Source organism: Nonomuraea ceibae (assembly GCF_019396325.1).
GTDB lineage: Bacteria > Actinomycetota > Actinomycetes > Streptosporangiales > Streptosporangiaceae > Nonomuraea > Nonomuraea ceibae.
The window spans coordinates 1-25248 of the sequence record NZ_JAHKRO010000054.1 but is presented as its reverse complement, the minus strand read 5'-3'; the positions used below and the strand labels follow the sequence as shown (position 1 = coordinate 25248).

Below are 25248 nucleotides of genomic sequence, written 5' to 3'. Positions count from 1 at the left end.
GCTCAGCGCACCTGGATGCCGAGCAGGCAGGTGTCGTCGTCGGTGTCGGAATGGCTGTGGGTGAGGAGATGGTCCAGGCGGTGCTCGAGGCTCGTCACTGGGTGCTGCACCGTCGTCAGGAGCTGCTGCTGCGAGTGCTGCAGGGCGCGGTCCCGGCGCTCGATGAGCCCGTCGGTGTACATGAGCAGCGTGTCCTCGCCCGCCAGGCGGATCTGCCCCTCCTCGTAGTCGGTCTCGGAGACGGCGCCGAGCATGATCCCGTGGACCAGCGGCAGCTCCTCGGCCGTGCCGCCCCGCACCAGGATCGGCGGCAGGTGCCCCGCCCTGGCCCAGCGCAGCACCCGGGTCGCCGGGTCGTACAGGCCGCAGAGCGCGGTGGCGGTCAGGCTGTTGGTCAGGTGGTGGGCGACCATGTTGAGCCAGGTCATGAGCTGGCCGGGCCCGGCGCCGGTGACGGCCAGGCCGCGCAGGGCGTTGCGCAGGATGACCATGCCGGTGGCGGCCTCGATGCCGTGGCCGGCGACGTCGCCGAGCGAGAGCAGCACCTGCTTGGAGGGCAGCACGACGGTGTCGTACCAGTCGCCGCCGACGAGGTGCTCCTTCTCGGCGGGCCGGTAGCGGACCGCGATGTGCAGCCCGGACGCCTCGATGATCCGCTGGGCGGGCGGCATGATGGCCCGCTGGAGCTGCAGGGTGAGCCGGTTGCGCTCGGAGATCTGCTGCTCGGAGTGGGCGAGCTGGTCGCGGGTGGCGGCCAGCGCCACCTCCGTCCAGTGCTGGGCCGAGACGTCCTGGTACGCGCCGCGTACCGCCAGCATGCGGCCCTCGGCGTCGATGACGGGCTCGGCCACGACCCGGGTGTGGCGGGCCACCCCGTCGGGGCGCTGGAGGCGGAAGGCGACCGAGGCGGGCAGCCGGTGGTGCAGCACGGTCCGCAGGAAGCGGCCGATGGCGGTGGCGTCGTCGGGGTGGGCGTGCTCGGCCAGCCGGTCCAGCGGGATCGGGTGCTCGCCGGGCGGCAGGCCGTACAGGTTGAACAGCTCGCTGTTCCAGGTGATCTCGCCCGTCTGCACGTCCTGCTCGAAGCCGCCGATGCGGCCGAGGCGCTGGGCGTGCTGGAGCAGGCTGGCCAGGCGGACGGCCTCGTCCTGGACCCGCCAGATGAGCAGGACGCAGTCGCCGTGGCGGGTGATGCTGATGTCGGCGACCGTGGTGAGCGGCACCTGGTCGACCAGCGCCGTGAGCGGCACCCGCTCGGCCCGGTACGGCTCGCCCGTCCCGTACACGTGCTCGATCTTGCCGAACAGCCCGTCGTCGTGGGCGGCCAGCGGGTACGCCTCCAGCATCGTGGCCCCCGTCACGACGGCGCGGGGGCGTCCGGCGGGGTCGGCGAAGCAGTTGTTGGCGTGCTCGATGAGGAAGTCGGCGAGCAGCCCGTCCTTGCCGAACGCGGGCCGGAGCAGCAGGGCGGAGTCGTGCAGCCCGTCGGTGAGGTTGACCAGCTCGGCCAGGTCGGGCGCGGGCTCCTCGCAGGGTTCGAGCGTGTGCGCGCACAGCTCGGCCAGCGCCTCGACCTGCTTGTGGATCTGCGGCGGCTGCGGCTCCAGCGCGTGCGGCCAGCCGATCTCCAGCACGCCGAGGACCCGCCCTCCGGTGCCGGCGGGGACGGCCACCCGGCCGCCCGGCAGGTGGAGGTGGCCGATGGAGGGCAGGCCGGTGCCGGAGAGGCTGGGGAACCAGACGGTCCGGCGTTCGACCAGCGCGCGCCGGGCGGGCGTCGCCACGCCGGGCGGCACGTACCGCCAGCGCCTGGCCTCCTCGGCGCTGTAGCCGGCGTAGCCGGTCAGCGTGAGCGAGGCGTCGGCTCCGGCCGCCCACACGGCGACCGCCGTCGCGCCCAGCGGGGCGAGCGCGTGCTCCAGCAGGGATTCGGCGACGAGCTGGCTGTCCGTGGCGACGAGCGCGCCGCTCTCGGCCGCGCGCAGCCGCACCGCGATGGAGGTGTCGTCCGCGCCGGCGCCGCCCGGCTCGCTCCGTGCCCAGGCGAGGAAGTCGCGCGCGGCGTCGCTCAGGCGGTCGTGCGCCGCCTGGTCGATGAGGTCGGCGGCCAGCTCCAGAGGGGAGAGCCCGGCCTTCTCGGCCAGGTCGGCCAGCTGGCGGGCCGCCTCGGCGGGGCCGCAGCGCAGCCGCTCGATCAGGATGCCCTTGGCCAGCTCGATGAGCGCCCGGCCCTCGGCCGCGTGCTGGGCCTGCCTGATCTGCTCGCGCAGCCGTTCGATGGTGGCGGCGAGCCGGCCGACGTTGGTGGCCTCCTCGGGGGTGGCGGCCTCGCCGGGGGAGGCCGGCTCGTCGCCCGGGTGTTGCTGGATGCGCACTGCGTGCAGCTCCTTCGTACGTGGCGCGAAGACGTGGCGCGAAGACGTGGCGGGGACGGACGCGCGGGGGGTTACGCCGTCAGCCAGCGCTGGATCAGCCCGAGGAGGTGATCGGCGTCGACGGGCTTGGTGACGTAGCCGCTCGCGCCCGAGGCGAGGCTCTTCTCCTGGTCGCCCGGCATGGCCTTGGCCGTGACCGCGATGATGGGCAGGTCCGCGTACTGCGGCATGGCCCTGATCGCGGTGGTGGCGGCGTAGCCGTCCATCTCCGGCATCATCACGTCCATCAGCACGATGTCGATCTCCGGATGCGCCACCAGCGTGTCGATGCCCTTGCGGCCGTCCTCGGCGTGCAGCACCCGCAGGCCGTGCATCTCCAGGATGCTCGTCAGCGCGAACAGGTTGCGCGCGTCGTCGTCGACCACCAGGACGGTGCGGCCGGTGAGCGCGCCGTCCTCCGGCCGCTCGACCGGCAGGTCCGCCTCCTCCGAGCGCACCAGTGGCAGCACGTCGCCGGGCTGCTCGGCGGTCAGGTGCAGGGCGATCCGCTCGCGCAGCTCGTCCAGGCTCGACAGCAGCTCCAGCGGCTGGGAGACGGCCCGCGCCTGCAACGCCCGCTCCTGCGCCGCGTCCATCCGCCAGTTGTTGTAGGCCAGGACCGGCACGCCGTGCAGGGCGGCGTCCCCGTCGATGGCCTCCAGCAGGCCGAACCCGGCCCGCCCCGGCATGTCGAGGTCGAGCACGATGCAGTGGCAGGGGGCGGCGGCCAGCGTCGCCGCCGCCTCCTGCCCGCCCACGGCGGTCACGATCTCCACGGGCGCGTGCGCGCCGCCCGCGTCGCGGCGCGCCAGGTCGGCCACGACGCTCTCGGCCACCAGGGAGAGCAGGCCGCGCGAGCGTTCCTCCACCACCAGCAGCCTGCGCTGCTGGGAGGGCGCCGGGGCCGCCGCCTTGACGGGCTCGCCGTCGGCCGGGGCCTCCGGCAGCTCGCGGTGCGAGGGCGCGGCCTGGCCCGGGCCCTGCTCGGCGAAGTCCGGCCGGGCGGCCGGCAGGAAGAGCGTGAACGTGCTGCCCTGGCCGGGCGTGCTCTGCGCGGTGATCGCGCCGCCGAGCAGGTAGGCGATCTCCCGGCTGATCGACAGGCCGAGCCCGGTGCCGCCGTACTTGCGGCTGGTGGTGCCGTCGGCCTGCTGGAACGCCCCGAAGATCGCCTCCAGCTGCTGCTCGGCGATGCCGACGCCGGTGTCGATGACGCGGAAGGCGATCGCCGCGCCGTGCGGCCGCACGGAGGCGGGCACCTGCGCCGGGGCGGCCGGCTCGATGCGCAGCTCGACGCTGCCGCTCTCGGTGAACTTGACCGCGTTGGACAGCAGGTTGCGCAGCACCTGGCGCAGCCGCGAGTCGTCGGTGAGCAGGCTGTCGGGCACGCCCGGCGCCGTCGTGATGCGGAACTCCAGGCTCTTCTCGGTGGTCATCGGCCGGAACGTGGCCTCGACGTAGTCCAGGAGCTGACGCATCCCGACCCGTTCGGGACTGATGTCCATCTTGCCCGCCTCGACCTTCGACAGGTCGAGGATGTCGTTGATGAGCTGCAGCAGGTCCGAGCCCGCCGAGTGGATGACGCTGGCGTACTCGACCTGCTTGGGCGTCAGGTTGCGGGTCGGGTTCTGGGCGAGCAGCTGCGCGAGGATGAGCAGCGAGTTCAGCGGCGTGCGCAGCTCGTGGCTCATGTTCGCGAGGAACTCGCTCTTGTACGTGGAGGCGAGCGAGAGCTGCTGGGCCCGCTCCTCCAGCTCCTGGCGGGCCTGCTCGATCTCCAGGTTCTTGGCCTCGATGTCCTGGTTCTGCGAGGCGAGCAGCGCCGCCTTCTCCTCCAGCTCGGCGTTGGAGCGCTGCAGCTCCTCCTGCTGGTTCTGCAGCTCCTCCGAGCGGGCCTGGAGCTCGACAGTCAGCCGCTGCGACTCCGCCAGCAGCTCGTCGGTGCGGGCGTTGGCGACGATGGTGTTGACGTTGACGCCGATCGTCTCCATCAGCTGGTCGAGGAAGGCGCGGTGCACGGGCGTGAACGTGCCGAGGGAGGCCAGCTCGATCACGCCGAGCACCTGCTCCTCCACCACGATCGGCAGCACGATCAGCGAGCTCGGCGTGGTCCGCCCGAGCGCCGAGGAGACCGTGACGTAGCCGGGCGGGACGTCGTCGACCGCGATCGTGCGGCGGGCCCGTGCCGCCTGGCCCACCAGCGTCTCGCCCAGGCCGACCCGGGTCGCGGTCTGGCCCGCCGGGAACCCGTAGGCGTTGATGAGCCGCAGCTCGTCCTCGTCGGCCAGGAAGAACGCGCCGTACTGGGCCGAGACCAGCGGCGCCAGCTCGTTCATGACCAGCTCGGCGACCGCCGCCAGGTCGCGGTGGCCCTGCATGAGCCCCGACAGGCGCGCCAGGTTGGTCTTCAGCCAGTCCTGGTCCTCGTTGGCCTTGGTGGTCTCGCGCAGCGACTTCACCATCGAGTTGATGTTGTCCTTGAGCTCGGCCACCTCGCCCGAGGCGTCGACGGTGATGGAGCGGGTCAGGTCGCCGGAGGTGACGGCGCTGGTCACCTCGGCGATCGCGCGCACCTGCCGGGTGAGGTTGCCGGCCAGCTCGTTCACGTTCTCCGTCAGCCGCTTCCAGGTGCCGGAGACGCCCTCGACCTCGGCCTGGCCGCCGAGCCTGCCCTCGCTGCCCACCTCCCGGGCGACCCTGGTCACCTCGGCGGCGAAGGAGGAGAGCTGGTCGACCATCGTGTTGATCGTGGTCTTCAGCTCCAGGATCTCGCCCCGCGCGTCCACGTCGATCTTGCGGGTCAGGTCGCCCCTGGCCACGGCCGTGGTGACCTGGGCGATGCTGCGCACCTGGTTGGTCAGGTTGTCGGCCATCGAGTTGACGTTGTCGGTGAGGTCCTTCCACGTGCCGGACACGCCGCGGACCTGGGCCTGGCCGCCGAGCTGTCCTTCGGTGCCGACCTCGCGGGCGACGCGGGTGACCTCGTCGGCGAACGCCGAGAGCTGGTCGACCATCGTGTTGATGGTCTGCGCGAGCGCCGCCACCTCGCCCTTGGCCTCGACGAGGATCTTCTGCGACAGGTCGCCCTGGGCCACCGCCGTGGCCACCTGGGCGATGCTGCGCACCTGACCGGTCAGGTTCGAGGCCATGAAGTTGACGTTGTCGGTGAGGTCCTTCCACGTGCCGGACACGCCGCGGACCTGGGCCTGGCCGCCGAGCTGTCCTTCGGTGCCGACCTCGCGGGCGACGCGGGTGACCTCGTCGGCGAACGCCGAGAGCTGGTCGACCATCGTGTTGATGGTCTCCTTCAGCTCCAGGATCTCCCCGCGCGCGTCGACCCGGATCTTCTGCGACAGGTCGCCCTTGGCCACGGCCGTGGTCACCTGGGCGATGCTGCGCACCTGGGCGGTGAGGTTGTCGGCCATGACGTTGACCGACTCCGTCAGCGCCTTCCACGTGCCGGACACGCCCTTCACGTCGGCCTGGCCGCCCAGCCGCCCCTCGGTGCCGACCTCGCGGGCGACCCGGGTGACCTCGTCGGCGAAGGAGGAGAGCTGGTCGACCATCGTGTTGAGGGTGTTCTTCAGCTCCAGGATCTCGCCCTGGGCCGAGACGGTGATCTTCTGCGACAGGTCGCCCTTGGCCACCGCCGTGGCCACCTGCGAGATGTTGCGCACCTGGCCGGTGAGGTTGCCGGCCATCGCGTTGACCGACTCGGTGAGGTCCTTCCAGGTGCCCGACACGGCCGGCACGTCGGCCTGGCCGCCCAGGCGTCCCTCGGTGCCGACCTCGCGGGCCACCCGGGTGACCTCCGAGGTGACGAGCGAGAGCTGGTCGACCATGCCGTTGAACACCGAGGCGATCTCGCCCAGCAGGCCGTCGGCGTCGGCGGGCAGCCGCGTGCCGAAGTCGCCGTCCCTGACGGCGGTCAGTCCGGTGAGCAGCTGACGCAGTTCGAGCTCCCCGGCGTCGTGGACCCGCTGTGTTCCCGACCGGCTGCCACTCACGGTGTTGCCCACCTCTCAATAATTGCCATAGTGCAAATAATTGGCTTGGAGGCTAGCGTAGGCGCACGCGGCACGACAACCGCAGCGCACACGAGGGGCAGCTCGGGTGCGCCACTTCCCTGCCCATGAGGAACTACGCCCGTGACCACCGACAACGACATGAGCGCCGTCTACCGGGCGCTACGCGCGGCACCCCCGTACCGGCTGGGGGAGGCCGCCCGCGACGCGCTCGTCGCGCACACGGCCGCGACCGGCGTCGAGCTGCTGCTCGCCGACTACGCGCTGACCGTGCTCAGGCCCGTGCTGGACCCGCCCGGTCCCGACGCGCCCGAGATCCGCATCGACGCCAGCGAGCGCGGCCGCGTGTTCGCCTCCCAGCGGCCGGCGTGGGACCCGGAGCGCGGCGCCCTGCACCTGCCGATGTCGGCGTGCGGGGAGCGCCTCGGCGTCCTCAGCCTCAGCCTGCCCGCCGCCCCCGGCGACGAGCGGATCCACGAGTTCCACGAGCTGGCCTCCGCGCTCGCCGCCGCCCTGTGGGGCGCGGGGCGGGTCACCGACCGCTACCGCAGGGCCCGCCGCCTGTCCCGGCTCACCCTCGCCGCCGAGATGCAGTGGGAGCTCCTGCCCGGCTACGGCCACCGGGGTGACTCCTACGACCTCGCCGGCCAGCTCGAACCGGCCTACGCCGTCCACGGCGACAACTTCGACTGGAGCTGCGACCGCGACTCGCTGATGCTCTCCGTCACCAACGGCATGGGGGAGGGGCTGCGCGCCGCGCTCCTCACCTCGCTGGCCGTCACCGCCATCCGCAACGCCCGCCGCTCCGGCGCCGACCTCGTCGAGCAGGCCGGCCTCGCCGACGAGGTCGTGCACGCCCAGTACGGCGGCCGCGAGCACGTCTCCACCCTGCTGCTGCGCTTCGACGCCGTCACCGGCGAGGTCGCCGCGGTCGAGGCCGGGTCGCCGCGCATCTTCCGGCTGCGCGGCGCCGAGGTCGAGACCGTCAAACTGGACGCCCAGCTGCCGCTCGGCATGTTCGGCGCCACCGCCTACGTCGAGCAGCCCGTCCCGCTGCAGCCGGGCGACCGGCTGGTCATCGTCAGCGACGGCGTGTACGGGGCGCGGTCCACGGCCGACGTGGAGTTCGGCGCCGGTCTGCTGGAGACGACGGTCCGCTCCACCCGCCTGCAGCCCGCCGGAGAGGCCGTCCGTACGATCGTCCGTGACATGATGGCGTTCAGGGCCGGGGTGGACGTCATCGACGACGCCGTCGTGGTTTGCCTAGACTGGACCGCCGCGGCACCCGCGCGAGGCATACGCGCGTAGTCACGCTTCGACCCCTGGAAGCCAGCATGAGCCACCGCGATCTCAGCCACCTCCCCCCGACCGCAGCCGGAGCCTCCGGCGAGGCCTCCACCGGGGCCGTCGTCGAGAACGCGGCGGCCGCCCTGGTCGCCGTCTGGGCGCACTCCCGGCACGCCGCGGTCACCAAGGTCTCCTCCATCCAGCTCCAGGCGCTGCTCACCCTCGAACCCCACCGGCACATCAACCTCGCCACCCTCAGCGAGGCCCTGGGGGCGCTGCCGTCGTCCACCAGCCGGCTCTGCGACCGGCTGGAGGCCACCGGCTGGGTGCGCCGCTCCACCTCCCACGACGACCGGCGGGAGCTGACCATCAGCCTCACCCCCTCCGGGCGGGCCCTGCTGGCCGAGCTGCGCGCCCGGCGCCGCGAACACCTGGCCGAGGTCATCGACGAGATGCCGCCCGACGCGCGGGCGGCTCTCCTGCTCGGGCTGCGCGCGTTCACCACGGCCGCGAGCCGCGTCCACGCCGCTCAGCGGCCGGGCCAGTCCGACGACACCTGGACGAACATCGCCGGCCGCTTCACCGCCTGACCCCCGGCCGGCGCGGCGGGGTTTTCAGGGCGCGGCGGGCGGCCAGTCCAGCCCGGTCAGCCGGGTCAGCACGGCGAAGCCGTCGTCGGTGCCCGGCCAGTGCCGGCGCACCGCGGGCAGACCGGCGCGGCGGACCACCGAGCGCAGCACCGCGGTGACGATGATCGCGTCGTCGGCGTACCCCAGGACGGGGATGAAGTCGGGCACCAGGTCCAGCGGCAGGGCCAGGTAGGCGATCAGCAGCGCGGCCACGACGCCGAGCAGGAGGTCCCACCCCCACGCCCCGGTCATGGCCGGCGGCCGCGCCGCCCGCCGGCGTCACCTGTCACGGGGCCCATGCTACGTCCGGGCCGATCACGCCCGCCGGGCGGCGTGGGCCTCGGCGATCAGCGCGGCGTCCTCGCCGACCCAGCCCAGCAGGGCCGAGCCGCGGCAGCGCTGGAAGGGCAGGCCCACGTACGTGAGACCGGGGACCGGGCTGATCCCGCCGGTGTGGCGCGGAACCCCGCCGGCCAGGGCGCCGGGGACGCGCAGCCACCCGTAGCCGGGCCTGTAACCGGTCGCCCAGATCACGCTGCGCGGAGCGAGCCGCAGGCCGGAGGCGGTGCGCAGCAGCGGCCCCTCGCCATCGACGCCGCCCTCGACGACGCGGTCGACGACGCGCACACCCATCCGGCGCAGCCCCCGGGGGCCGAGCCCGATCAGCGGGTCGCGGGCGCGGACCAGGCGGCCGAGCCGGCCGGTGACCGGAGCCCGGACCACGCCGAGGGCGCGGAGCCAGGTGAAGACGTCCAGGCCGCCGAGACGCTGGGGGAGGACCGGTTGCCGCGCGCCGGCCGCGAGGGTGACCGGGTGGGTGGCGGCGAGCTCGGCGGCGATCTGCACGCCGGAGTTGCCGCCGCCGACGACCAGCACGGGGCCGTCGGGAAGCCGGTCGGGGGCGCGGTAGGCGGAGCTGTGCAGCGCGTGGACGCCGGGTGGCAGCTCCAGGGCGGGAACGCGCGGCTCCTGGAACGGGCCGGTGGCGACCACGACCCCGTCGCCGGCGATCACCCCGTCGCCGGTCACCGCCTCGAACCCGCCGCCCGGGCCGGGGCGCAGCTCCGACACCCGCGCGCCGAGGCGGACGGGCAGGTCGAAGCGGGCCGCGTACGCCTCCAGGTAGCCGGCCACCTCGTCCTTGCCCGGGTAGCGGCTCCCGCCGGGCATCGGCAGGCCGGGGAGCGAGCTGAGCCGGGCCGGGGTGAACAGCCGCAGGGAGTCCCACCGCCGCCGCCACGACTCGCCGATCCGGTCATGGGCTTCGAGGAGTACGACGTCAAGCCCGGCCAGACGGAGGGCGCGGCCTGCCGCGAGCCCCGCCTGACCGGCGCCGATCACGATGATCATGGGGTCAAGCCTGCCCGGCGGGGTGGCGGCCGGGCTTGAACGAACCTGCTAGGAAAGCCACCGCACCCCGGCGGTCATGGTGGAGGGCGCGTTCCCCATCATCCGGCGGACCACCCGGCTCAGGTGGGCGGCGTCGGCGAACCCGGCCGCGTGGGCGGCCTCGGTCAGCGTGGCCCCGGCCGCCAGCGCCGACCACACGCCGTCCAGCCGGGCCCACAGCACGTACGGCCGGAACGGCAGCCCGAACTCCGCCGTGAACAGGTGGGACAGCCGGCTCTCCGACAGGTGGACGGCCCGCGCGACGTCGGACAGCCGCACCCGGCCGGGCAGCATGCGCCGCACGGCTCGTTCGGCGCCGGCGAGCGCGGGGTGCGGCGGCCGGGGCGGGACGTGCCCGGTCAGGGCGTCGACCAGTGCCGTCAGCGTGTCCAGGTCGCCGGTGACGGGGACGTCCGGCCCGAGGCGCCACGCGGCGGCCGAGCCCGGAGCCGCCTCGCCGCCGCCCGGCTGCCCGATCCGGGCCGGGTCGACGAGGGCAAGCAGCCCGTCGGCCGTCCCGCGCACGATCGTGTGCGGGGCGTTGGCGGGGATGAGCGCGGCGCGTACGGCATGATCGCGGCCGTCGGCGCCGCGCAGGACCAGCCCCTCGCCGGTCAGGAATTGCGCGGCGCGGTGGGCGTGCGGGCCGGTCGCGCCGATCCGGCCGCCGTAGCACAGCACGCCCGGCCGCAGAGCCGCCCACCCCTGCCAGCGAGGAGTCACAGCAGGGTGCTCCAGTAGCTCCAGAAGCGGACGCCGATCAGGGTGACGACGGTCAGGAACCACACCGTCAGCACGACGCCGTGGTAATCGGTCAGCGCCTCGACCGGGCGGCGCACCGGACCGGGGACGGGCAGATGGCCCTCCCGGAGGTTGTGCAGGCTCACGTACCAGAAGACCGGGACGGTGACCGACCACACCACCATGCAGTACGGGCACAGCGCGCCGATCTCGTACAGGCTCTGGACGATCAGCCAGTGCACGAACACCGCCCCGGCGGTGACGCCGAGCTGCAGGCCCAGCCAGAACCAGCGCCGGAACGCCGCGCCGGCCAGCAGCGCCGCGCCCACGGCGGCGACGACGGCGAACGCGGCGACGCCCAGCAGCGGGTTCGGGAAGCCGAACACGGCGGCCTGCGGCGTGCTCATGACCGACCCGCACGACAGCACCGGGTTGAGGCTGCAACCGGGCACGTAGCCGGGGTCCGCCAGCAGCGCGATCTTCTCCACCGCCAGCACGAACGCGGCGAGCAGGCCGATCAGCCCGCCGGCCAGCAGCAGGCCGGGCAGCAGCCGGGGGAACGGGCCGGCGGAAGGCCGCGCGGCGTCACTCGGCGAGTGCCGCATCGATGGCCGCCCTGAACTCCGCCAGGGTGCGGGGTTCGATCCTGGTGCCGTTGAGGAAGAACGTCGGGGTGCCCTGCACGCCCAGGGCCCGGCCGTCGGCCATGTCCTTCCGGATGCGGGCCAGCGTCGCCGGGTCGTCGTAGGCCCTGTCCCAGGCCGCCAGGTCCAGGCCCAGGTCCTTGGCGAAGCCGCGGAACGTCTCGTCGGCCGGGACCCGCTTCTCGCCCCACTGGGGCTGCGTCTCGTACATCCGCCGGTACATCGCCTCGAACGCGCCCTGCGCGGCGGCGGCCTCCACCGCGCGGGCGGCGCGCTCGCCGTTGAAGTGGCCGGGCATCGGGAAGTAACGCGCCACGAACGTGACCTTCCTGGCGTAGTCCTCGCGCAGCTCCTCCACCGCCGGGTAGTAGGCCAGGCAGCCCTCGCACTCGAAGTCGAGGAACTCCACCAGCGTCACCTTGCCGTCCGCGGCCGACTGCAGCCGGTGGCTGTCGGCGCGCACCAGCTGCGACTCCCCGGCGGACAGACCGGCCTGTTCGACCGCCTCAGGGCCGGGCCGGCCGAACGCGAACAGCACCGCCACCGCCAGCACGAAGACGCCGATCACGGTCACCGACACGGTGACGTTGCGCTTACGGGCCGCCTGGCGACGCTCGGCCTCTGATGACACGGGTGCTCCCCTTTTCGGTCCACGGCTTACTTCTACTTTGTGTAGAAGATAGTGGGCGGTGGTCCCGCCTCCCCGTCCAGGGGTGCCGCCCGGCCGTCCGCGCCTCTCAGATCGCGGCGCAGACCAGCGGGGCGACCAGCACCGCCAGCGGCCCGCTGAGCAGCAGCCCGGCCGTCGAGCAGGCCGCCGCGGGCGCCCAGCGGGGCCGCTCGCGCTCGGTGAGCAGGCGCTGAAGCCGCTCGACGACCCCCTGTTCGGCCGGCGCCGGCGTGGACGCCTGCGGTCCTGGCCCGCCGGCCGTCATCCGCACCAGCGCGCCGGCCAGCGGCAGGCCGCCGTGGGCGCGGCGGGCATGGTCGTCGGCGACCATCTCCAGCAGCACGGCCACCGCCCGCCGGGCGGTCCGCGCCGCCGGCAGCCAGGGGAAGGCCCGCGCCAGCGCGACGAACGGCAGCAGAGCCAGGTCGTGGTGGCCCCGCGCGTGCGCGCGCTCGTGCCCGAGCACCGCCGCCAGCTCCTGCGCGCTCAGCGCGTCCAGGGCGCCCTGGCTGAGCACGATCCGCCGCCGCCTGCCCGGAACGCAGTAGGCCACCCGGCCGGACGCGGGCAGGATGTACGCGTCGTGCTCCGGCGAATGATCGGCGACCACGTCGATCAGCAGCCGCCGGCGGCGCCGCTCCCGGAACGTCCCGGCGGCCACCCGCACCGTGTGGACCACCAGCCAGGCCGTCAGGCCCGCCGACCAGGCCAGCGCCACCAGGTGCGCCGGACCCAGCCCCGCCAGGCCGTGCCCGCCGGCGATCCGGCCCACCAGCGTGTGCACGCCGTGCGGGAACGCCGCGGCCGACGGCGCCACGGCCGCCACCAGCCCCAGCCCGATCGCCCCCAGTCCGGCGGACGCCCCGGCCGCGTGCCACAGCACGAGCGCCGCCCGGGGACAGCGATGCGTCCACGCCGCACCGGCCAGCGCCCGCGCCGCGCGATCGCCCAGCGCCACCGGCAACAGCGCCACCCCGGCCGCCACCAGCCAGGCGATCATCGCGCCGAACCGTCCCGCTCGCCCAGCGCCGCACGCAGCGCCGAGGCCACCTCGGGCGACACCGTGCCCACGAAGCGCTGCACCGCCGCCGCGACGTCACCCGCCTCGTCCAGGGCCGCGCGCATCGCCTCGGCGACGAAGGCGTCCTTGCCCGCCGTCGCCCGGTACAGATGCGCCCGGCCCACCCGCTCGCGCGAGACCATGCCCTTGTTCGACAGCCGCGTCAGCACCGTCAGCACCGTCGTGACCGCCGGGCCGGACGGCAGCAGCGGCGCCAGGTCGTGGGCGAACATGCCGCCGGGATGCTCCCACAGGGCTTCCATGACCGACCGCTCCAGATTGCCGAGCTGCACCGTCACCCTCCTCACGCCCGCGCCTTCGCGAGAAGGCTACTGCCGCCGTGGTGAACCTCCCGCGCCGCCGGTGCGTACCTGCGGCAGGAACGTTTCACCGTCCACGGGATGAGGCCATGCAGACTTCCACCGGCAAGCCGCTCGCCGTCGCCGTCGCGCTCGCCGCGCTCCTCACCGCCTGCACGGCCCCGGCGGCCCCGCCCACCCTGGCGGCCCCGGCCGCTCCGGCTGCCTCGGCGGCCCCGGCCGCACCGGCGGGCATCGACCAGATCGGCGCCGCCGCCGGATGCCCCCGCCCCGCCCTGCAGATCGACGCCGCCGACCTGCGCCAGGCCGACTGCCGTACCGCCCGGGGCCACTACACCCTCGTCACCTTCACCACCGAACGAGGCCAGCGGGACTGGCTGGAGCTCGCCCAGATGTACGGCGGCGCCTACCTCGTGGGCGAGCGCTGGGTCGTCGTCTCCACCCCGCCCCTGCTGGAAGGCGTCCGCGCCCAACTGGGCGGCCGGATCGAATCCGCCCACCACCACTGACCGCCGACTTCCAGGTGGCCGACCCGGAGGTCCTCGAACCGGACGGGCTGCGGGATCAGCTGCGTAGCCTGGGCGAACGGCTCTCCACTAGAATCTGATTCTGTGACGTCTGCCTTCTTCACCACGGCCGGGGACGAGTTCGTCCCGGCGCCCCACGCCCGCAGCCCCTGGGCCCTTGACATGCTCCACGGCCGCCTGCTCGGCGGGCTGGCCGCCCGTGCCGTCGAGGACCGGTACGGCGATCCGGAGATGCAGTTCGCCAGGCTCACCGTCGACCTGTTCCGCAACAGCCCGATGCTGCCCGTCACCGTCGAGACCGCCCTGGTCAGGGACGGGCGGCGGATCCGCGTGGCCGACGCCGTCATCCGCACCGAGCAGGGCGTGATCGGCCGGGCGAGCGCCGTACTGCTCAGGAAGGGCGAGCAGCCCGGCGGCGAGCGGCCGGTCACCCCCGCGTGGGACGAGACGCCGCCCGACGGACCGCCCGCCGAGGGGCCCGGCTGGACGCCGCCGTTCGACCTGTGGCGCCTGTCGGAGTGGGGCGACCCGGGCCGCAGGCGGGTCTGGACGCGGGAGAACCGGCCGCTCGTCGACGACGAGGAGGTCAGCCCGTTCGTCCGGGTGGCGCTGGCGGCCGACTTCGCCAGCCCGCTCAGCGGCATGACGGCGGGCGGGCTGCCGTTCATCAACGCCGACTACACGCTCACGCTGGCCCGGCTGCCGCGCGGCGAGGTGATCGGCCTGGACGCCACCGGCCATCTCAGCGCGGACGGCGTGGCCAACGGGCAGTGCACCGTGCACGACGCGTCCGGGCCCATCGGCTACTGCGTGGTGACGGCGCTGGCCAACCGGATCCCGCCGCCCCCGGCGGCGCGCTGACGCCCGCCGGGGGAGGCGGCCTCAGGAGGCGGGACGCTCGGCGCGGTCGCCCGACCAGTCGGTGTGGTAGGCGCCCTCCTTGTCGACCCGCAGGTAGGTGTGCGCGCCGAAGTAGTCGCGCAGCCCCTGCACCAGCGCGGCGGGCAGCCGGTCGCGCCGCAGCCCGTCGTAGTAGGCCAGCGCCGAGGAGAAGCCCGGCGTCGGCACCCCGATCTTCACCGCCGTGGCCACCACCCGGCGCCACGACTCCTGCGCGGCGTTGAGCGCCTCGGCGAACGACGGGTCGGCCAGCAGCGTCGGCAGCGCCCGGTCGGCGTCGTAGGCCGCGCGGATCCGGTCCAGGAACTTGGCCCGGATGATGCAGCCGCCCCGCCAGATGGTCGCCATCGCGCCCAGGTCGAGGTCCCAGCCGTACTCCTTGGACGCCGCCGCCATCTGGTCAAAGCCCTGCGCGTAGGCGACGATCTTGGACGCGTACAGGGCCTGCCGCACGTCCTCGACCAGTTCCTTGCCGCCGGTCCCGGTCAGCTCGGGCCCCTGGAGGAGCGGCCGGGCCGCCTCCCGCTGCTCGGGGTGGCCCGACAGCGCCCGCGCGAACACCGCCTCGGCGATCCCCGTCACCGGCACGCCCAGCTCCAGAGCGCTCTGCACGGTCCACCGGCCGGTGCCCTTCTGCTCGGCCCGGTCGACCACCACGTCCACGAACGGCTTGCCCGTCTCGGCGTCGACCTGGTCGAGCACCTCGGCGGTGATCTCGATCAGGTAGGAGTCCAGGTCGCCCTGGTTCCACTCCCGGAACACCCCGGCGAGCTCGGCGGGCGTCGCGCCCAGCGCCTGGCGCAGCAGGTCGTAGGACTCGGCGATGAGCTGCATGTCCGAGTACTCGATGCCGTTGTGCACCATCTTGACGAAGTGACCGGCGCCGTCGGGGCCCACGTGCACCGCACACGGCACGCCGTCCACCTTGGCCGAGATGTCCTGGAGGATCGGGCCGAGCGCCTCCCACGACTCCTTCGAGCCGCCCGGCATGATGCTCGGGCCGTTCAGCGCGCCCTCCTCGCCGCCGGAGATGCCCGTGCCGACGAAGTGGATGCCGCGCTCACGCAGCGCCGCCTCGCGCCGCCGGGTGTCCTCGAAGTACGCGTTGCCGCCGTCGACGATCATGTCGCCCGGCTCCATCAGCGCGGCGAGCTCGTCGATCACCGCGTCGGTGCCCGGCCCCGCCTTCACCATGATGATCGCCCGGCGTGGCCGCTTCAGCGACGCCACGAACCCGGCCAGGTCCTGCGACGGCAGGAACGTGCCCTCGCCGCCGAACTCCCGCACGAGCTGTTGCGTACGGGATTCGGTGCGGTTGTGCACGGCCACCGCGTAGCCGTGCCTGGCCAGGTTGCGCGCCAGGTTGCGGCCCATGGTCGCCAGGCCGGTGACGCCGATGTCTGCCAATTCCATAGTCAGCTCCTCCAAAAGGGGTACGCGTGATCAAAGCTCCGTGGTTCGGCCGGATATTCCTCAGTCGCTCTGCCGCACGCCCAGCTCGTCGAGCCGGTCGAGCATGTCGGCCGGGTCGGCGTAGACGCGGAACGCCCCCGCCCGCTCCAGTTCGTCGCGGCCGTAGCCGCCCGACAGCAGCCCGATGCCGAGCGAGCCGGCCCGCCGCGCCGCCAGCAGGTCCCAGATGCTGTCACCCACCACCATCGCGTGCGCCGGGTCGACGCCGAGCCGCGCCGCGCCGGCCAGGAACAGGTCGGGGTCCGGCTTGGCCCGGCGCACCAGGTCGCGCGTCACCATCGGCGCGTCGTCCGGCAGCCCGAGCAGGCCCAGCGCCAGCCGGGCCGTGCGCGCGTAGCCGCTGGTCGCGATCGCCCACGGCACGCCGCGCGAGGACAGCTCCGCCAGCAGCTCCACCGACCCCGGCAGCGGCCGCACCGAATCGGCCTGCTGCTCGTACGCCTCGGCGTGGGTGGTCTGCAGCTCGTCGATCTGCGCCTGGGTGAGCTTCAGCCCGGTCTCGCGCAGCAGGGCGTTGACGAACAGGCCGCCGCTCATGCCGATGCGCCGGTGGATCCGCCACACCGACAGGTCGATGCCCATCCCCGCCAGCGCCTGCCGCCAGGCGATGACGTGCTGGTAGACGCTGTCGATCAGGGTGCCGTCCAGGTCGAACAGAAACGCCGGGGCGGGCGCGTGCGGGAAGTCGTTCATGGCTCCATGACACCATGACGCCCATGAGGATCATCATCGCGGGCGGGCACGGGCAGATCGCGTTGCGGCTGGAGAGGCTGCTGGGAGCGGCGGCCGTCGGCCTGGTGCGCAACCCGGCGCACGTGGCCGACGTCGAGGAGACCGGCGCGCAGGCCGTGCTGTGCGACCTGGAGAAGGCGGGCGTGGAGGAGGTCGCCGGGATCGTCCGGGGGGCGGACGCGGTGGTGTTCGCCGCGGGCGCCGGGCCGGGCAGCGGCGCGGCGCGCAAGGACACCGTCGACCGGGCCGCCTCCGTGCTGATGGCCGACGCCGCCGAGCGGGCCGGGGTGCGCACGTTCGTGCAGATCTCGTCCATGGGCGCGGGCAAGCCGCCCAAGCCGGGCTCCGACGAGGTGTGGGCCGCCTACATCGCGGCCAAGACCGCCGCCGAAGACGACCTGCGCCGCCGCGACCTCGACTGGACCATCCTGCGGCCGGGCCGCCTCACCGACGAGCCCGGCACCGGCCTGGTCCGGCTGGCTCCCGAGGTGCCGCCCGGCCCGGTGCCGCGCGACGACGTGGCCGCCGTCGTCGCCGCCCTGCTCCAGGCCCCGGGGACGGGCCGCCGCACGTTCGAGCTCGTCTCCGGTGACACGCCCATCGTGGACCTCCTCGCGACGGAGTGAGCCGCGCCCCCGGAGGGGGCCGCACCCCCCGGAGTGACCCGCACCCCCCGGAGTGACCCGCACCCCCCGGAGTCAGCCGCACCCCCCGGAGGCGCGGAGGCATTTTGCCGATCGCTGGCTATGCCTTGCGACGGGCCCGGCAAGAGGTCCCGGAGGTGCGCGAGAAGGGGACGAGCAAAATGTCGGATATGTCGTTCTTTGGGCGGGATCCTTTCCGGGGTTTCGAGGAGCTGACCGGCCGGGTGTTCGGCGGGATGGACGCCTGGCCGCCGACCCGGCCCAGCGTCCAGCGCGTCGACGTGGGCAAGCTGCTCAGCGCCTCCGCCCGCGAGGTGCTCGCCGACGCCGTGGAGATCGCCGGCCGGCGCGGCGCCGCCGACCTCGACGCGCTCGACCTCCTCGGCGCCCTCGCCCGCGCCGAGCCCACCCGCGAGCTGCTGCGCTCGGCCGGCGTCGACACCGGCAGGCTCGGCGACCGCATCGGCACGCTCGCCGGGCAGGGACCCGCCGCCGAGCCGCCCGACACGCTCTCCCCGTCGGCCAAGCGCGCCGTCCTGGACGCCCAGCGCGTCGCCCGCGCCCTGAACTCCTCCTACATCGGCCCCGAGCACCTGCTGCTCGCGCTCGCCGCCAACCCCGAGTCCACCGCCTCCGAACTGCTGCGCGAGCAGGGCGTCTCCGCCAACGAGATCCAGCGCGCCCTGCTCTCCTCCGGCCCCGGGCAGCCCGGCGGAGAACGCCGCGACAGCGGCACCCCCTCACTCGACGAGTACGGGCGCGACCTCACCGAGGAGGCCAGGCAGGGCCGCGTCGACCCGGTCGTCGGCCGCGAGGACGAGATCGAGCAGTCCATCGAGGTCCTGTCACGCCGCACCAAGAACAACCCCGTGCTCATCGGCGAGCCCGGCGTCGGCAAGACCGCCATCGTCGAGGGCATCGCCCAGCGCATCGTCAACGGCAGCGTCCCCGACACGCTCAAGGACCGGCGGGTCATCGCCCTCGACCTGACCGGCATGGTCGCCGGGTCGAAGTACCGGGGCGAGTTCGAGGAACGGGTCAAGAAGGTCGTCGACGAGGTACGCGCCCACGCCGACGAGGTCATCGTGTTCATCGACGAGGTGCACACGCTGGTCGGCGCCGGGTCGGCCGAGGGCGGCATGGACGCGGCCAACATCCTCAAACCCGCCCTGGCCCGCGGCGAGCTGCACGTCATCGCCGCCACCACCATCGACGAGTACCGCAAGAACATCGAGAAGGACGCCGCGCTGGAACGCCGCTTCCAGCCCATCCTCGTCACCGAGCCCACCGTGGAGCAGACGGTCGAGATCCTCGCCGGGCTGCGCGACGCGTACGAGGCCCACCACCAGGTGCGCATCACCGACGAGGCGCTCGACGCCGCCGCCACCCTGTCGGCCCGCTACGTCGCCGACCGGTTCCTGCCCGACAAGGCCATCGACCTGATGGACCAGGCCTCCGCCCGGGTCCGGCTGCGCTCGCGCACCCCCGGCAGCGACGTGCGCGAGCTGGAGGAACGCCTCGCCTCCCTGCGCCGCGACAAGGACCAGGCGGTCTCCGCCGACGACTTCGACCGGGCCAAGGAGATCACCGGCCAGATCGACAAGCTCCGCCCCGAGCTCGACCGGGCCAGGCAGGGCCGCGACGCCGCCCCGCAGGTCATGGTCGAGGACATCGCCGAGGTCGTCTCCCGCCGCACCGGCATCCCCGTCACCCAGCTCACCACCCAGGAGCGCGACCGGCTGATGCGGCTGGAGGAACACCTGCACGAGCGCGTCATCGGCCAGGACGAGGCCGTCGTCGCCATCGCCGAGGCGGTCCGCCGGGCGCGCGCCGGTCTGGCCGACCCGAACCGGCCCATCGGCAGCTTCCTGTTCCTCGGCCCGACGGGCGTCGGCAAGACCGAGCTGGCCAGGGCGCTCGCGGCGGCACTGTTCGGCGGCGAGGACCACATGGTGCGCATCGACATGAGCGAGTTCCAGGAGCGGCACACGGTCTCGCGGCTCATCGGCGCCCCGCCCGGCTACGTCGGCTACGAGGAGGCCGGGCAGCTCACCGAGGCCGTCCGCCGCCGCCCGCACGGCGTCATCCTGCTCGACGAGATCGAGAAGGCGCACCCGGACGTGATGAACATCCTGCTCCAGATGCTCGACGACGGCCGCCTCACCGACGGCCAGGGCCGCACCGTCGACTTCACCAACACGATCGTCATCATGACCAGCAACATCGGCGCCCAGATGATCCTCGACGCCCAGGGCGACACGCCCGACCTGCAGGACCGGCTCATGGACCTGCTGCGCCACTCCATCCGGCCCGAGCTGCTCAACCGCATCGACGAGACCATCGTCTTCCGCCGCCTGGACAGGAGCCAGCTCCGCCAGATCGTCGACCTGCTGCTGGAGCGCACCCGGCAGCGGCTGCGCGGCCAGGACGTGGCGCTGGAGGTGAGCGACGCGGCCAAGGACTGGCTCGCCGAGCGCGGCCACCAGCCCGAGTTCGGCGCCCGCCCGCTGCGCCGCACCGTGCAGCGCGAGCTGGACAACCGCCTGTCCACGATGCTGCTCACCGGCGAGGTCGGGGAGGGCGGCGCCGTCGACGTGGACGCCCAGGACGGCGAGCTCACCCTGCGCGCCCGCACCCCGGAACCGGCGAGCTGACCGCCCGCCACTCCCGGCCCGGGCCTGTCAGGAGAGGGCGGCGCGCGCCAGCTCGCGGCATTCGGCGTACGTGTGCCGCGACAGCGCGTCCCGGACGGCGGGGACGCACGACGGCGCCATCGACAGGCTCGTCACCCCCAGCCCGGCCAGCACCGGGGCGAGCGCCGGATCGCCGGCCGCCTCGCCGCAGACGCCGACCGGCTTGCCCGCCGCCAGGCCCGCCTCCGCGCACGCCGCCACCAGGCGCAGCAGCGCCGGCTGCGCCGGGTCGAGCAGGTCGGCCAGCGCCGGATGCTGCCGGTCGGCGGCGAAGGCGTACTGGCTGAGGTCGTTGGTGCCGACGCTGAGGAAGTCCACCTCCTCCAGCAGCCGGTCGGCCAGCAGCGCGGCGGCCGGGATCTCCACCATGACGCCCACCCGGGCCACCCCCCGGGCGCGCGCCCTGGCGGCGAACCCGGCGGCCTCGTCCCGGGTGGCGACCATCGGCGCCATCACCCACGCCTCCGCGCCCGTCCGCCGCGCCGCCTCGGCGATCGCGTCGAGCTGCGTGTCGAGCACGCCCGGCAGCACCCGGTCGACCCGCAGCCCGCGCATGCCCAGCGCCGGGTTGTGCTCCGGCGGCAGCCCGAGGAACGGCAGCGGCTTGTCGGTGCCCGCGTCCAGCGTCCGCACCACGACGTGCGCCGCCCGCCCGAACACCTCCGCATAGGCCGCCACCTGCTCGTCGAACGACGGCGCCCGCTCGCGACCCAGGAACAGGAACTCGGTGCGGAACAGCCCCACCCCCTCACCGTCAGGCACCAGATCGGCGGCCGAGCCGATGTTGAGCAGCAGTCCGACCGGCCGCCCGTCGGCGGTCCTGCCGGGCCCGCCGGTCGCGGCCAGCCGCTCCCGCTCCCGGCGGTCGCGCTCGCACGCCGCCTCGGCCTCCTCCCGGCTGATGCCCGCCGTGACCTCGCCGGTCACGCCGTCCACGCACACGTACGTGCCGTCCGCCAGGTCCATCACGCCCGGGCACGCCACCACGGCGGGCAGGCCCCGGCCGCGCGCCAGGATGGCGGTGTGGCTCGTCGGGCCGCCCTTCGCCGTCACCAGCGCCAGCACGTCCGGCCCGAGCCCGGCGGTGTCGGCGGGCGACAGGTCCTCGGCGGCCAGCACGTACGGATGCCCGGGGGAGGGCAGGCCCGGCATCGGCACGCCCAGCGCAAAGGCGACGGCCCGGTGCCTGAGGTCGTCCAGGTCGGCCGCCCGTTCGGCCAGGTAGCCGCCGAGCGCCGCGATCGCCTCCCGGTGGCGGGTGAACGCGGCGTCGAGCGCGTGCGGGGCGTCCAGGCCGTCGCGTACGCCCTGCTCGGCCTCCTCCCGCAGCATCGGATCGTCGGCGATCATGGCCAGCGCGCCCAGGATCTCGGCCGCGTCACCCTCGGCCGCGGCGGCGCGCTCGCGCAGCCCCGCGGCCACCGCCCCCAGCGCCCCGGCGGCCACCGCCCCCTCGGCCTCCGCGTCGCCGACCGGCCGAGGAGCCGGAAGCACGGGCGGCGCGGCCATCCGCACCACCGGCCCCGCCACCACCCCCCGGCTGACCCCCAGCCCGGCCAGCCTCACCACCTCACCCACCGACAACCTCCCCAGCCCCCAACCCTGCCCCCTGGCCTGTACCCGGTATCGCGCCCGCGCCCGAGCCCGAGCACGCACCTCCGCCCAAGCCCGCGCCCCCTTCCGGGGCCGCGCCTTCCTCCGGGGCCGGGGTTTCTTCGGGAGGTGGGGGTCCGTCCGGGGCCGCGTTTCCCTTCGGGGGCTGGGCCCCTTGCGGGGTTGGGGGTCCGTCCGGGGGCGGGGGGTCGTCGAGGTCGCGGGAGAGGAGGGCGGCGAGGGTGTCGAGGGCGGCGTCGGCGCCGGGGGCGTCCGACTCCAGCGTCACCTCGGTCCCGCGGACCGCGCCCAGCGACAGCACGCCGAGCATGCTGGACGCCGGGACCGCCTTCCCGTCGCCCGCCCGGATGCGCACCGGCACCCCCAGCCGCGCCGCCTCCTGGACGAACAGCTTGGCGGGCCGCGCGTGCAGCCCGCTCGCCGACGCGATGGTCACCGTCCGCGATGCCATGGCCTGCCTCCTCAGGGTTCGATCGTGACCTTGATGGCCGCGCCCCGGCTGACGAGCTCGATGCCGTCGAGCACCCGGGACAGCGGCAGCCGGTGGGTGATGAGGTCGCCGACCGGCACGGCGCCCGCGGCGATCAGCCCGAGCGCCTCGGCGTTGTGGGCGGGGCTGGAGCCGTTGGCGCCGACGATGGTCAGCTCCCGGTAGTGCACCAGGTTGGAGTCCAGCCGGATGACCGGATCGTCCTTGGGCAGCCCGCCGAAGAAGCTGACGCGGCCCCGCCGGGCGGCCATGCGCACGGCCTGCTCCTGGGCCACGCCCGACGCCGCGGCGGTGACGACCACGTCGGCGCCACGGCCTCCGGTCAGCTTGAGCACCTGTTCCACCACGTCCCCGTCGATGGCCGCGTCGGGCCGTACGAGGTCAGCGGCGACGGCGAGGCGGGCGGCGTTGACGTCGGTGAGGAAGACGCGGCCCGCCCCGCGCGCCCGGGCGAGCCGCACGTGCAGGCAGCCGATCGGCCCCGCCCCCATGACCACCACGTCGTCACCCGTACCCACGCCGGCCAGCGTCTGCCCGTTGAGCACGCAGGCGAGCGGTTCGGCCAGCGACGCCTCGGCGAACCCGACGCCGTCCGGGACGGCGTTGACGCCGTTGACGGCCAGCACCTTGGCGGGCACGATCAGCCATTCGGCGAAGCCGCCGTCGTAGTGGTAGCCCATCGACTCCTGCGCCGGGCAGACGGCCGGGCGGCCCCGGCGGCACTCCGCGCAGGCGCCGCACGGGATCGCGGCGATCACCTGGACCCGCTCGCCGGTGCCCGCCACCTCGCCGGCGATCTCGTGCCCCATCACGCGGGGCGGCCTGATGTGGTGGTGCCCGAACTTGTAGATCTTGGCGTCGGTGCCGCACGTCGAGCAGTTGCGCACCCGGATCTTCAGCTCGCCGGGCCCGGCGACGGGCTCCGGCGCGTCCTCCACCCGGATGTCGCCCGGGGCGTGGAATCTGGCGACCTTCACGTCAGCTCCTCGATCACGTGGTTCACCTCGGTGGCCTCGCGCAGGGTCCGGGCCCGGGCGGGGTCGAGCAGCACGTCGGCCAGCGCGGCCAGCAGCGGCACGTGCCCGTCGCCGGCGGCGGCGATGCCGACGCAGACGGTGACGCGCTCGCCGTCCCAGTCGACGCCTTCGGGGAAGCGCACCACGCAGATCGCGTCGCGCAGCACGTCCTGCCTGGCCGCCGCCGTGCCGTGCGGGATGGCGAAGCCCTCACCGGCGTAGGTGGAGATCGTCCGCTCGCGTTCGAGCATGGCCTCGATGTACGGCTCGGCGACGGCGCCGACGTCGGCCAGGGCGCGCCCGCACCGGCGGATCGCCTCGTCGCGGCCGGACGCGCTCTCGTGCAGCAGCACGGCACGGGGGTCGAGCAGGCCGTCACGCATCGACGACGCCGCCGTTCCTGATGGTGGTGACGAGCCTGGTCACCGCCGGGTCGCCGAGGAAGATCTGGAACGGCACCAGCGCCTTGCCCGGCGCCGCCGCTCTCGCCCTGGCGGCCAGGCCCGCGTGGCAGAGCACCACGTCGGCGTCGGCCGGGATGTCGTTGACCGGCGTGTGCTCGACGGCGACGCCGCTGTCCTTGAGCTGCTTCCTGAGCTGGGAGGCGAGCATCACGCTGCTGCCCATGCCCGCGTCGCAGGCGACGACGATCTTGCGGATGTCCTTGCTGTCGATGCTCGTCATGGTTCATGCCTCCTTGGCGGCGGTCCGGTGCTCGGGGGAGTCCTCGCGGGCGGCGGCGTCGCGGGGCTCGTCGGCGGCGGGCGTGGCGCTCTCGGCGGGCGGCCCGGCTCCGGCGGGCGGCTCCTTCTCGCCGCGGCCGAACCCCATGAGCAGGGCGGCGACGGCGAACGTCACGGCGGTGGCGATCGCGATCCCGAGGATCATGCCCAGCCAGCCGCCTCTCGGCGTCACCGCCGCGTACGCGAAGATGCTGCCCGGCGACGGCGTCGCCACCAGCCCCGAGCCGGTGACCATGAACGTGAACACCCCGGCCGCGCCGCCCGCGATGACGGCGAGGATGAGGCGGGGCTTCATGAGCACGTACGGGAAGTAGATCTCGTGGATGCCGCCGAAGAAGTGGATGATCATCGCGGCCGGGGTGCTGGGGCGCAGCGGGCGCGGGCCGAACAGCAGGTAGGCCAGCAGCAGGCCGAGCCCGGGGCCCGGGTTCGACTCCAGCATGAACAGGATCGACCTGCCGGTCTCGGCCGCCTCCGCGACGCCGAGCGGGCCGAGCACGCCGTGGTTGACGGCGTTGTTGAGGAACAGCACCTTGGCGGGCTCGATCAGCGCCGAGGCCACGGGCAGCAGGCCGTTGCCGACCAGCCAGTCGACCGCGTCGCCGGCGACGTTGGTGATCACCTGGACGACCGGGCCGATGCCCCACACGCCGGCGACGGCCATCGCGCCGCCGACGATGCCGGCGCTGAAGTTGTCCACCAGCATCTCGAACCCGGACCGGGTCCGCGCCTCAGTGAACTTGTCCACATATTTCAGGATCAGGGCGGCGAGTGGGCCGACGATCATGGCGCCGAGGAACATCGGGATGTCCGCCCCCACCACGACGCCCATCGCGGCGACCGCGCCCACCACCGCCCCGCGCTGCCCGTGCACCATCCGCCCCCCGGTGTAGGCGATGAGCACGGGCAGCAGGACCTTGATGATCGGCTCGACCATCGCGGCGAACGACTCGTTCGGCAGCCAGCCGGTGGGGATGAACAGGGCGGTGATGAGTCCCCAGGCGATGAACGCGCCGATGTTCGGCATGATCATCCCGGCCAGGTGGCCGCCGATCCGCTGGATCGTGGCCTTGACGCCGGTCCCGTGGACCGGAGGGGTGTAGGTGTCGGCCATTGGACATGCTCCTTCGGGGGGATGAGCAGACTCCAGGGGGTGAGCCGGTCAGCGACCCGGCGGGGGCCGCGCCGGGCCGGTGGTCGAGGTGAGCGGGCGCGCCGGGTCGAGGGCCGAGGGGGG

The 25248-nt window shown here is 74.1% G+C and carries 23 protein-coding genes; 6 read left to right on the top strand and 17 right to left on the bottom strand.

Translation table 11 applies throughout. The features are described from left to right. Positions 1 to 2 precede the first annotated feature (2 nt). A complete protein-coding gene (locus tag KME80_RS28545; RefSeq protein WP_308125962.1) occupies positions 3 to 2375 on the bottom strand; it encodes a SpoIIE family protein phosphatase in 2373 nt (790 codons plus the stop codon). 71 nt (positions 2376 to 2446) lie between these two features. Next, complete coding sequence (locus KME80_RS28540; RefSeq protein WP_308125961.1) at positions 2447 to 6421, bottom strand: HAMP domain-containing protein; 3975 nt, start codon at positions 6419 to 6421, stop codon at positions 2447 to 2449. A 141-nt stretch (positions 6422 to 6562) separates the two neighbouring features. Between KME80_RS28540 and KME80_RS52875 the strand changes: the two genes are divergently transcribed. Next, positions 6563 to 7747: a PP2C family protein-serine/threonine phosphatase gene (locus tag KME80_RS52875; RefSeq protein WP_219509456.1), complete on the top strand. Its 1185-nt coding sequence runs from the start codon at positions 6563 to 6565 to the stop codon at positions 7745 to 7747. 26 nt (positions 7748 to 7773) lie between these two features. After that, positions 7774 to 8316: a MarR family winged helix-turn-helix transcriptional regulator gene (locus tag KME80_RS28530; protein WP_219509455.1), complete on the top strand. Its 543-nt coding sequence runs from the start codon at positions 7774 to 7776 to the stop codon at positions 8314 to 8316. Between the two features lie 24 nt (positions 8317 to 8340). Here the strand turns inward: KME80_RS28530 and KME80_RS28525 are convergent, their stop codons facing one another. The 7 genes from KME80_RS28525 to KME80_RS28495 form a co-directional block, all read right to left on the bottom strand. Next, positions 8341 to 8607 carry a YkvA family protein gene (locus KME80_RS28525; RefSeq protein WP_219509454.1) on the bottom strand — a complete coding sequence of 89 codons (267 nt, stop codon included), beginning with the start codon at positions 8605 to 8607 and terminating at the stop codon, positions 8341 to 8343. A gap of 63 nt (positions 8608 to 8670) precedes the next feature. After that, entirely contained in the window at positions 8671 to 9705 is a 1035-nt protein-coding gene (locus tag KME80_RS28520) for a flavin-containing monooxygenase (RefSeq protein ID WP_219509453.1), read from the bottom strand. 48 nt (positions 9706 to 9753) lie between these two features. Continuing rightward, positions 9754 to 10467, bottom strand: coding sequence for a helix-turn-helix domain-containing protein (locus tag KME80_RS52870; protein WP_219509452.1), 714 nt, complete (start codon positions 10465 to 10467; stop codon positions 9754 to 9756). Then, a complete protein-coding gene (locus tag KME80_RS28510; protein WP_219509451.1) occupies positions 10464 to 11090 on the bottom strand; it encodes a vitamin K epoxide reductase family protein in 627 nt (208 codons plus the stop codon). The genes KME80_RS52870 and KME80_RS28510 overlap by 4 nt, the downstream gene beginning before the upstream one ends. Further along, the gene (locus KME80_RS28505) at positions 11071 to 11760 is read right to left on the bottom strand and encodes a DsbA family protein (protein ID WP_308125960.1); all 690 of its coding nucleotides are present in this window, start codon (positions 11758 to 11760) and stop codon (positions 11071 to 11073) included. The genes KME80_RS28510 and KME80_RS28505 overlap by 20 nt, the downstream gene beginning before the upstream one ends. A gap of 106 nt (positions 11761 to 11866) precedes the next feature. Continuing rightward, positions 11867 to 12799 carry a M56 family metallopeptidase gene (locus KME80_RS28500; RefSeq protein WP_219509450.1) on the bottom strand — a complete coding sequence of 311 codons (933 nt, stop codon included), beginning with the start codon at positions 12797 to 12799 and terminating at the stop codon, positions 11867 to 11869. After that, positions 12796 to 13167, bottom strand: a complete 372-nt coding sequence (locus KME80_RS28495; RefSeq protein ID WP_308125959.1) for a BlaI/MecI/CopY family transcriptional regulator — start codon at positions 13165 to 13167, stop codon at positions 12796 to 12798. The genes KME80_RS28500 and KME80_RS28495 overlap by 4 nt, the downstream gene beginning before the upstream one ends. A 101-nt stretch (positions 13168 to 13268) precedes the next feature. On the opposite strand from KME80_RS28495, the gene KME80_RS28490 reads away from it, so the two are divergent. Beyond that, positions 13269 to 13688: a hypothetical protein gene (locus tag KME80_RS28490; RefSeq protein WP_219509449.1), complete on the top strand. Its 420-nt coding sequence runs from the start codon at positions 13269 to 13271 to the stop codon at positions 13686 to 13688. A 102-nt stretch (positions 13689 to 13790) separates the two neighbouring features. Further along, the gene (locus tag KME80_RS28485; protein ID WP_308125958.1) at positions 13791 to 14567 is read left to right on the top strand and encodes an acyl-CoA thioesterase domain-containing protein; all 777 of its coding nucleotides are present in this window, start codon (positions 13791 to 13793) and stop codon (positions 14565 to 14567) included. Positions 14568 to 14588: 21 nt separating this feature from the next. On the opposite strand, the gene gnd is transcribed toward KME80_RS28485, so the two are convergent. Both gnd and KME80_RS28475 read right to left on the bottom strand, forming a co-directional pair. Further along, complete coding sequence (gene gnd, locus KME80_RS28480; protein ID WP_219509448.1) at positions 14589 to 16019, bottom strand: NADP-dependent phosphogluconate dehydrogenase; 1431 nt, start codon at positions 16017 to 16019, stop codon at positions 14589 to 14591. A gap of 60 nt (positions 16020 to 16079) precedes the next feature. Next, complete coding sequence (locus tag KME80_RS28475) at positions 16080 to 16772, bottom strand: HAD family hydrolase (protein ID WP_219509447.1); 693 nt, start codon at positions 16770 to 16772, stop codon at positions 16080 to 16082. Positions 16773 to 16795: 23 nt separating this feature from the next. On the opposite strand from KME80_RS28475, the gene KME80_RS28470 reads away from it, so the two are divergent. Both KME80_RS28470 and KME80_RS28465 read left to right on the top strand, forming a co-directional pair. Then, positions 16796 to 17437, top strand: coding sequence for an NAD(P)H-binding protein (locus KME80_RS28470; protein ID WP_219509446.1), 642 nt, complete (start codon positions 16796 to 16798; stop codon positions 17435 to 17437). A 179-nt stretch (positions 17438 to 17616) separates the two neighbouring features. Next, positions 17617 to 20109: an ATP-dependent Clp protease ATP-binding subunit gene (locus KME80_RS28465; RefSeq protein WP_219509445.1), complete on the top strand. Its 2493-nt coding sequence runs from the start codon at positions 17617 to 17619 to the stop codon at positions 20107 to 20109. A 27-nt stretch (positions 20110 to 20136) separates the two neighbouring features. Here the strand turns inward: KME80_RS28465 and ptsP are convergent, their stop codons facing one another. From ptsP to mtlA, 6 genes are read right to left on the bottom strand one after another with little or no spacing between them, the layout of a single operon-like run. Beyond that, the gene (ptsP, locus tag KME80_RS28460; protein ID WP_219509444.1) at positions 20137 to 21726 is read right to left on the bottom strand and encodes a phosphoenolpyruvate--protein phosphotransferase; all 1590 of its coding nucleotides are present in this window, start codon (positions 21724 to 21726) and stop codon (positions 20137 to 20139) included. Then, positions 21719 to 22213: an HPr family phosphocarrier protein gene (locus tag KME80_RS52865; RefSeq protein ID WP_308125957.1), complete on the bottom strand. Its 495-nt coding sequence runs from the start codon at positions 22211 to 22213 to the stop codon at positions 21719 to 21721. The genes ptsP and KME80_RS52865 overlap by 8 nt, the downstream gene beginning before the upstream one ends. Positions 22214 to 22224: 11 nt before the next feature. Continuing rightward, positions 22225 to 23229, bottom strand: coding sequence for a zinc-dependent dehydrogenase (locus tag KME80_RS28450; protein ID WP_219509443.1), 1005 nt, complete (start codon positions 23227 to 23229; stop codon positions 22225 to 22227). After that, positions 23226 to 23651: a PTS mannitol transporter subunit IIA gene (locus tag KME80_RS28445; RefSeq protein ID WP_219509442.1), complete on the bottom strand. Its 426-nt coding sequence runs from the start codon at positions 23649 to 23651 to the stop codon at positions 23226 to 23228. The genes KME80_RS28450 and KME80_RS28445 overlap by 4 nt, the downstream gene beginning before the upstream one ends. Continuing rightward, positions 23644 to 23952, bottom strand: coding sequence for a PTS sugar transporter subunit IIBC family protein (locus KME80_RS28440; RefSeq protein WP_219509441.1), 309 nt, complete (start codon positions 23950 to 23952; stop codon positions 23644 to 23646). The genes KME80_RS28445 and KME80_RS28440 overlap by 8 nt, the downstream gene beginning before the upstream one ends. Before the next feature lie 3 nt (positions 23953 to 23955). After that, positions 23956 to 25125, bottom strand: a complete 1170-nt coding sequence (mtlA, locus tag KME80_RS28435) for a mannitol-specific PTS transporter subunit IIC (protein ID WP_219509440.1) — start codon at positions 25123 to 25125, stop codon at positions 23956 to 23958. Positions 25126 to 25248: the final 123 nt, after the last annotated feature.

Coding starts and splice junctions, on each gene's coding strand:
- KME80_RS28530 (WP_219509455.1), top strand. CDS start 7,774: ATGAGCCACCGCGATCTCAGCCACCTCCCCCCGACCGCAGCCGGAGCC.
- KME80_RS28525 (WP_219509454.1), bottom strand. CDS start 8,607: ATGACCGGGGCGTGGGGGTGGGACCTCCTGCTCGGCGTCGTGGCCGCG.
- KME80_RS28520 (WP_219509453.1), bottom strand. CDS start 9,705: ATGATCATCGTGATCGGCGCCGGTCAGGCGGGGCTCGCGGCAGGCCGC.
- KME80_RS28510 (WP_219509451.1), bottom strand. CDS start 11,090: ATGCGGCACTCGCCGAGTGACGCCGCGCGGCCTTCCGCCGGCCCGTTC.
- KME80_RS28500 (WP_219509450.1), bottom strand. CDS start 12,799: ATGATCGCCTGGCTGGTGGCGGCCGGGGTGGCGCTGTTGCCGGTGGCG.
- KME80_RS28490 (WP_219509449.1), top strand. CDS start 13,269: ATGCAGACTTCCACCGGCAAGCCGCTCGCCGTCGCCGTCGCGCTCGCC.
- gnd (WP_219509448.1), bottom strand. CDS start 16,019: ATGGAATTGGCAGACATCGGCGTCACCGGCCTGGCGACCATGGGCCGC.
- KME80_RS28475 (WP_219509447.1), bottom strand. CDS start 16,772: ATGAACGACTTCCCGCACGCGCCCGCCCCGGCGTTTCTGTTCGACCTG.
- KME80_RS28470 (WP_219509446.1), top strand. CDS start 16,796: ATGAGGATCATCATCGCGGGCGGGCACGGGCAGATCGCGTTGCGGCTG.
- KME80_RS28465 (WP_219509445.1), top strand. CDS start 17,617: ATGTCGGATATGTCGTTCTTTGGGCGGGATCCTTTCCGGGGTTTCGAG.
- KME80_RS52865 (WP_308125957.1), bottom strand. CDS start 22,213: ATGGCATCGCGGACGGTGACCATCGCGTCGGCGAGCGGGCTGCACGCG.
- KME80_RS28445 (WP_219509442.1), bottom strand. CDS start 23,651: ATGCGTGACGGCCTGCTCGACCCCCGTGCCGTGCTGCTGCACGAGAGC.
- KME80_RS28440 (WP_219509441.1), bottom strand. CDS start 23,952: ATGACGAGCATCGACAGCAAGGACATCCGCAAGATCGTCGTCGCCTGC.
- mtlA (WP_219509440.1), bottom strand. CDS start 25,125: ATGGCCGACACCTACACCCCTCCGGTCCACGGGACCGGCGTCAAGGCC.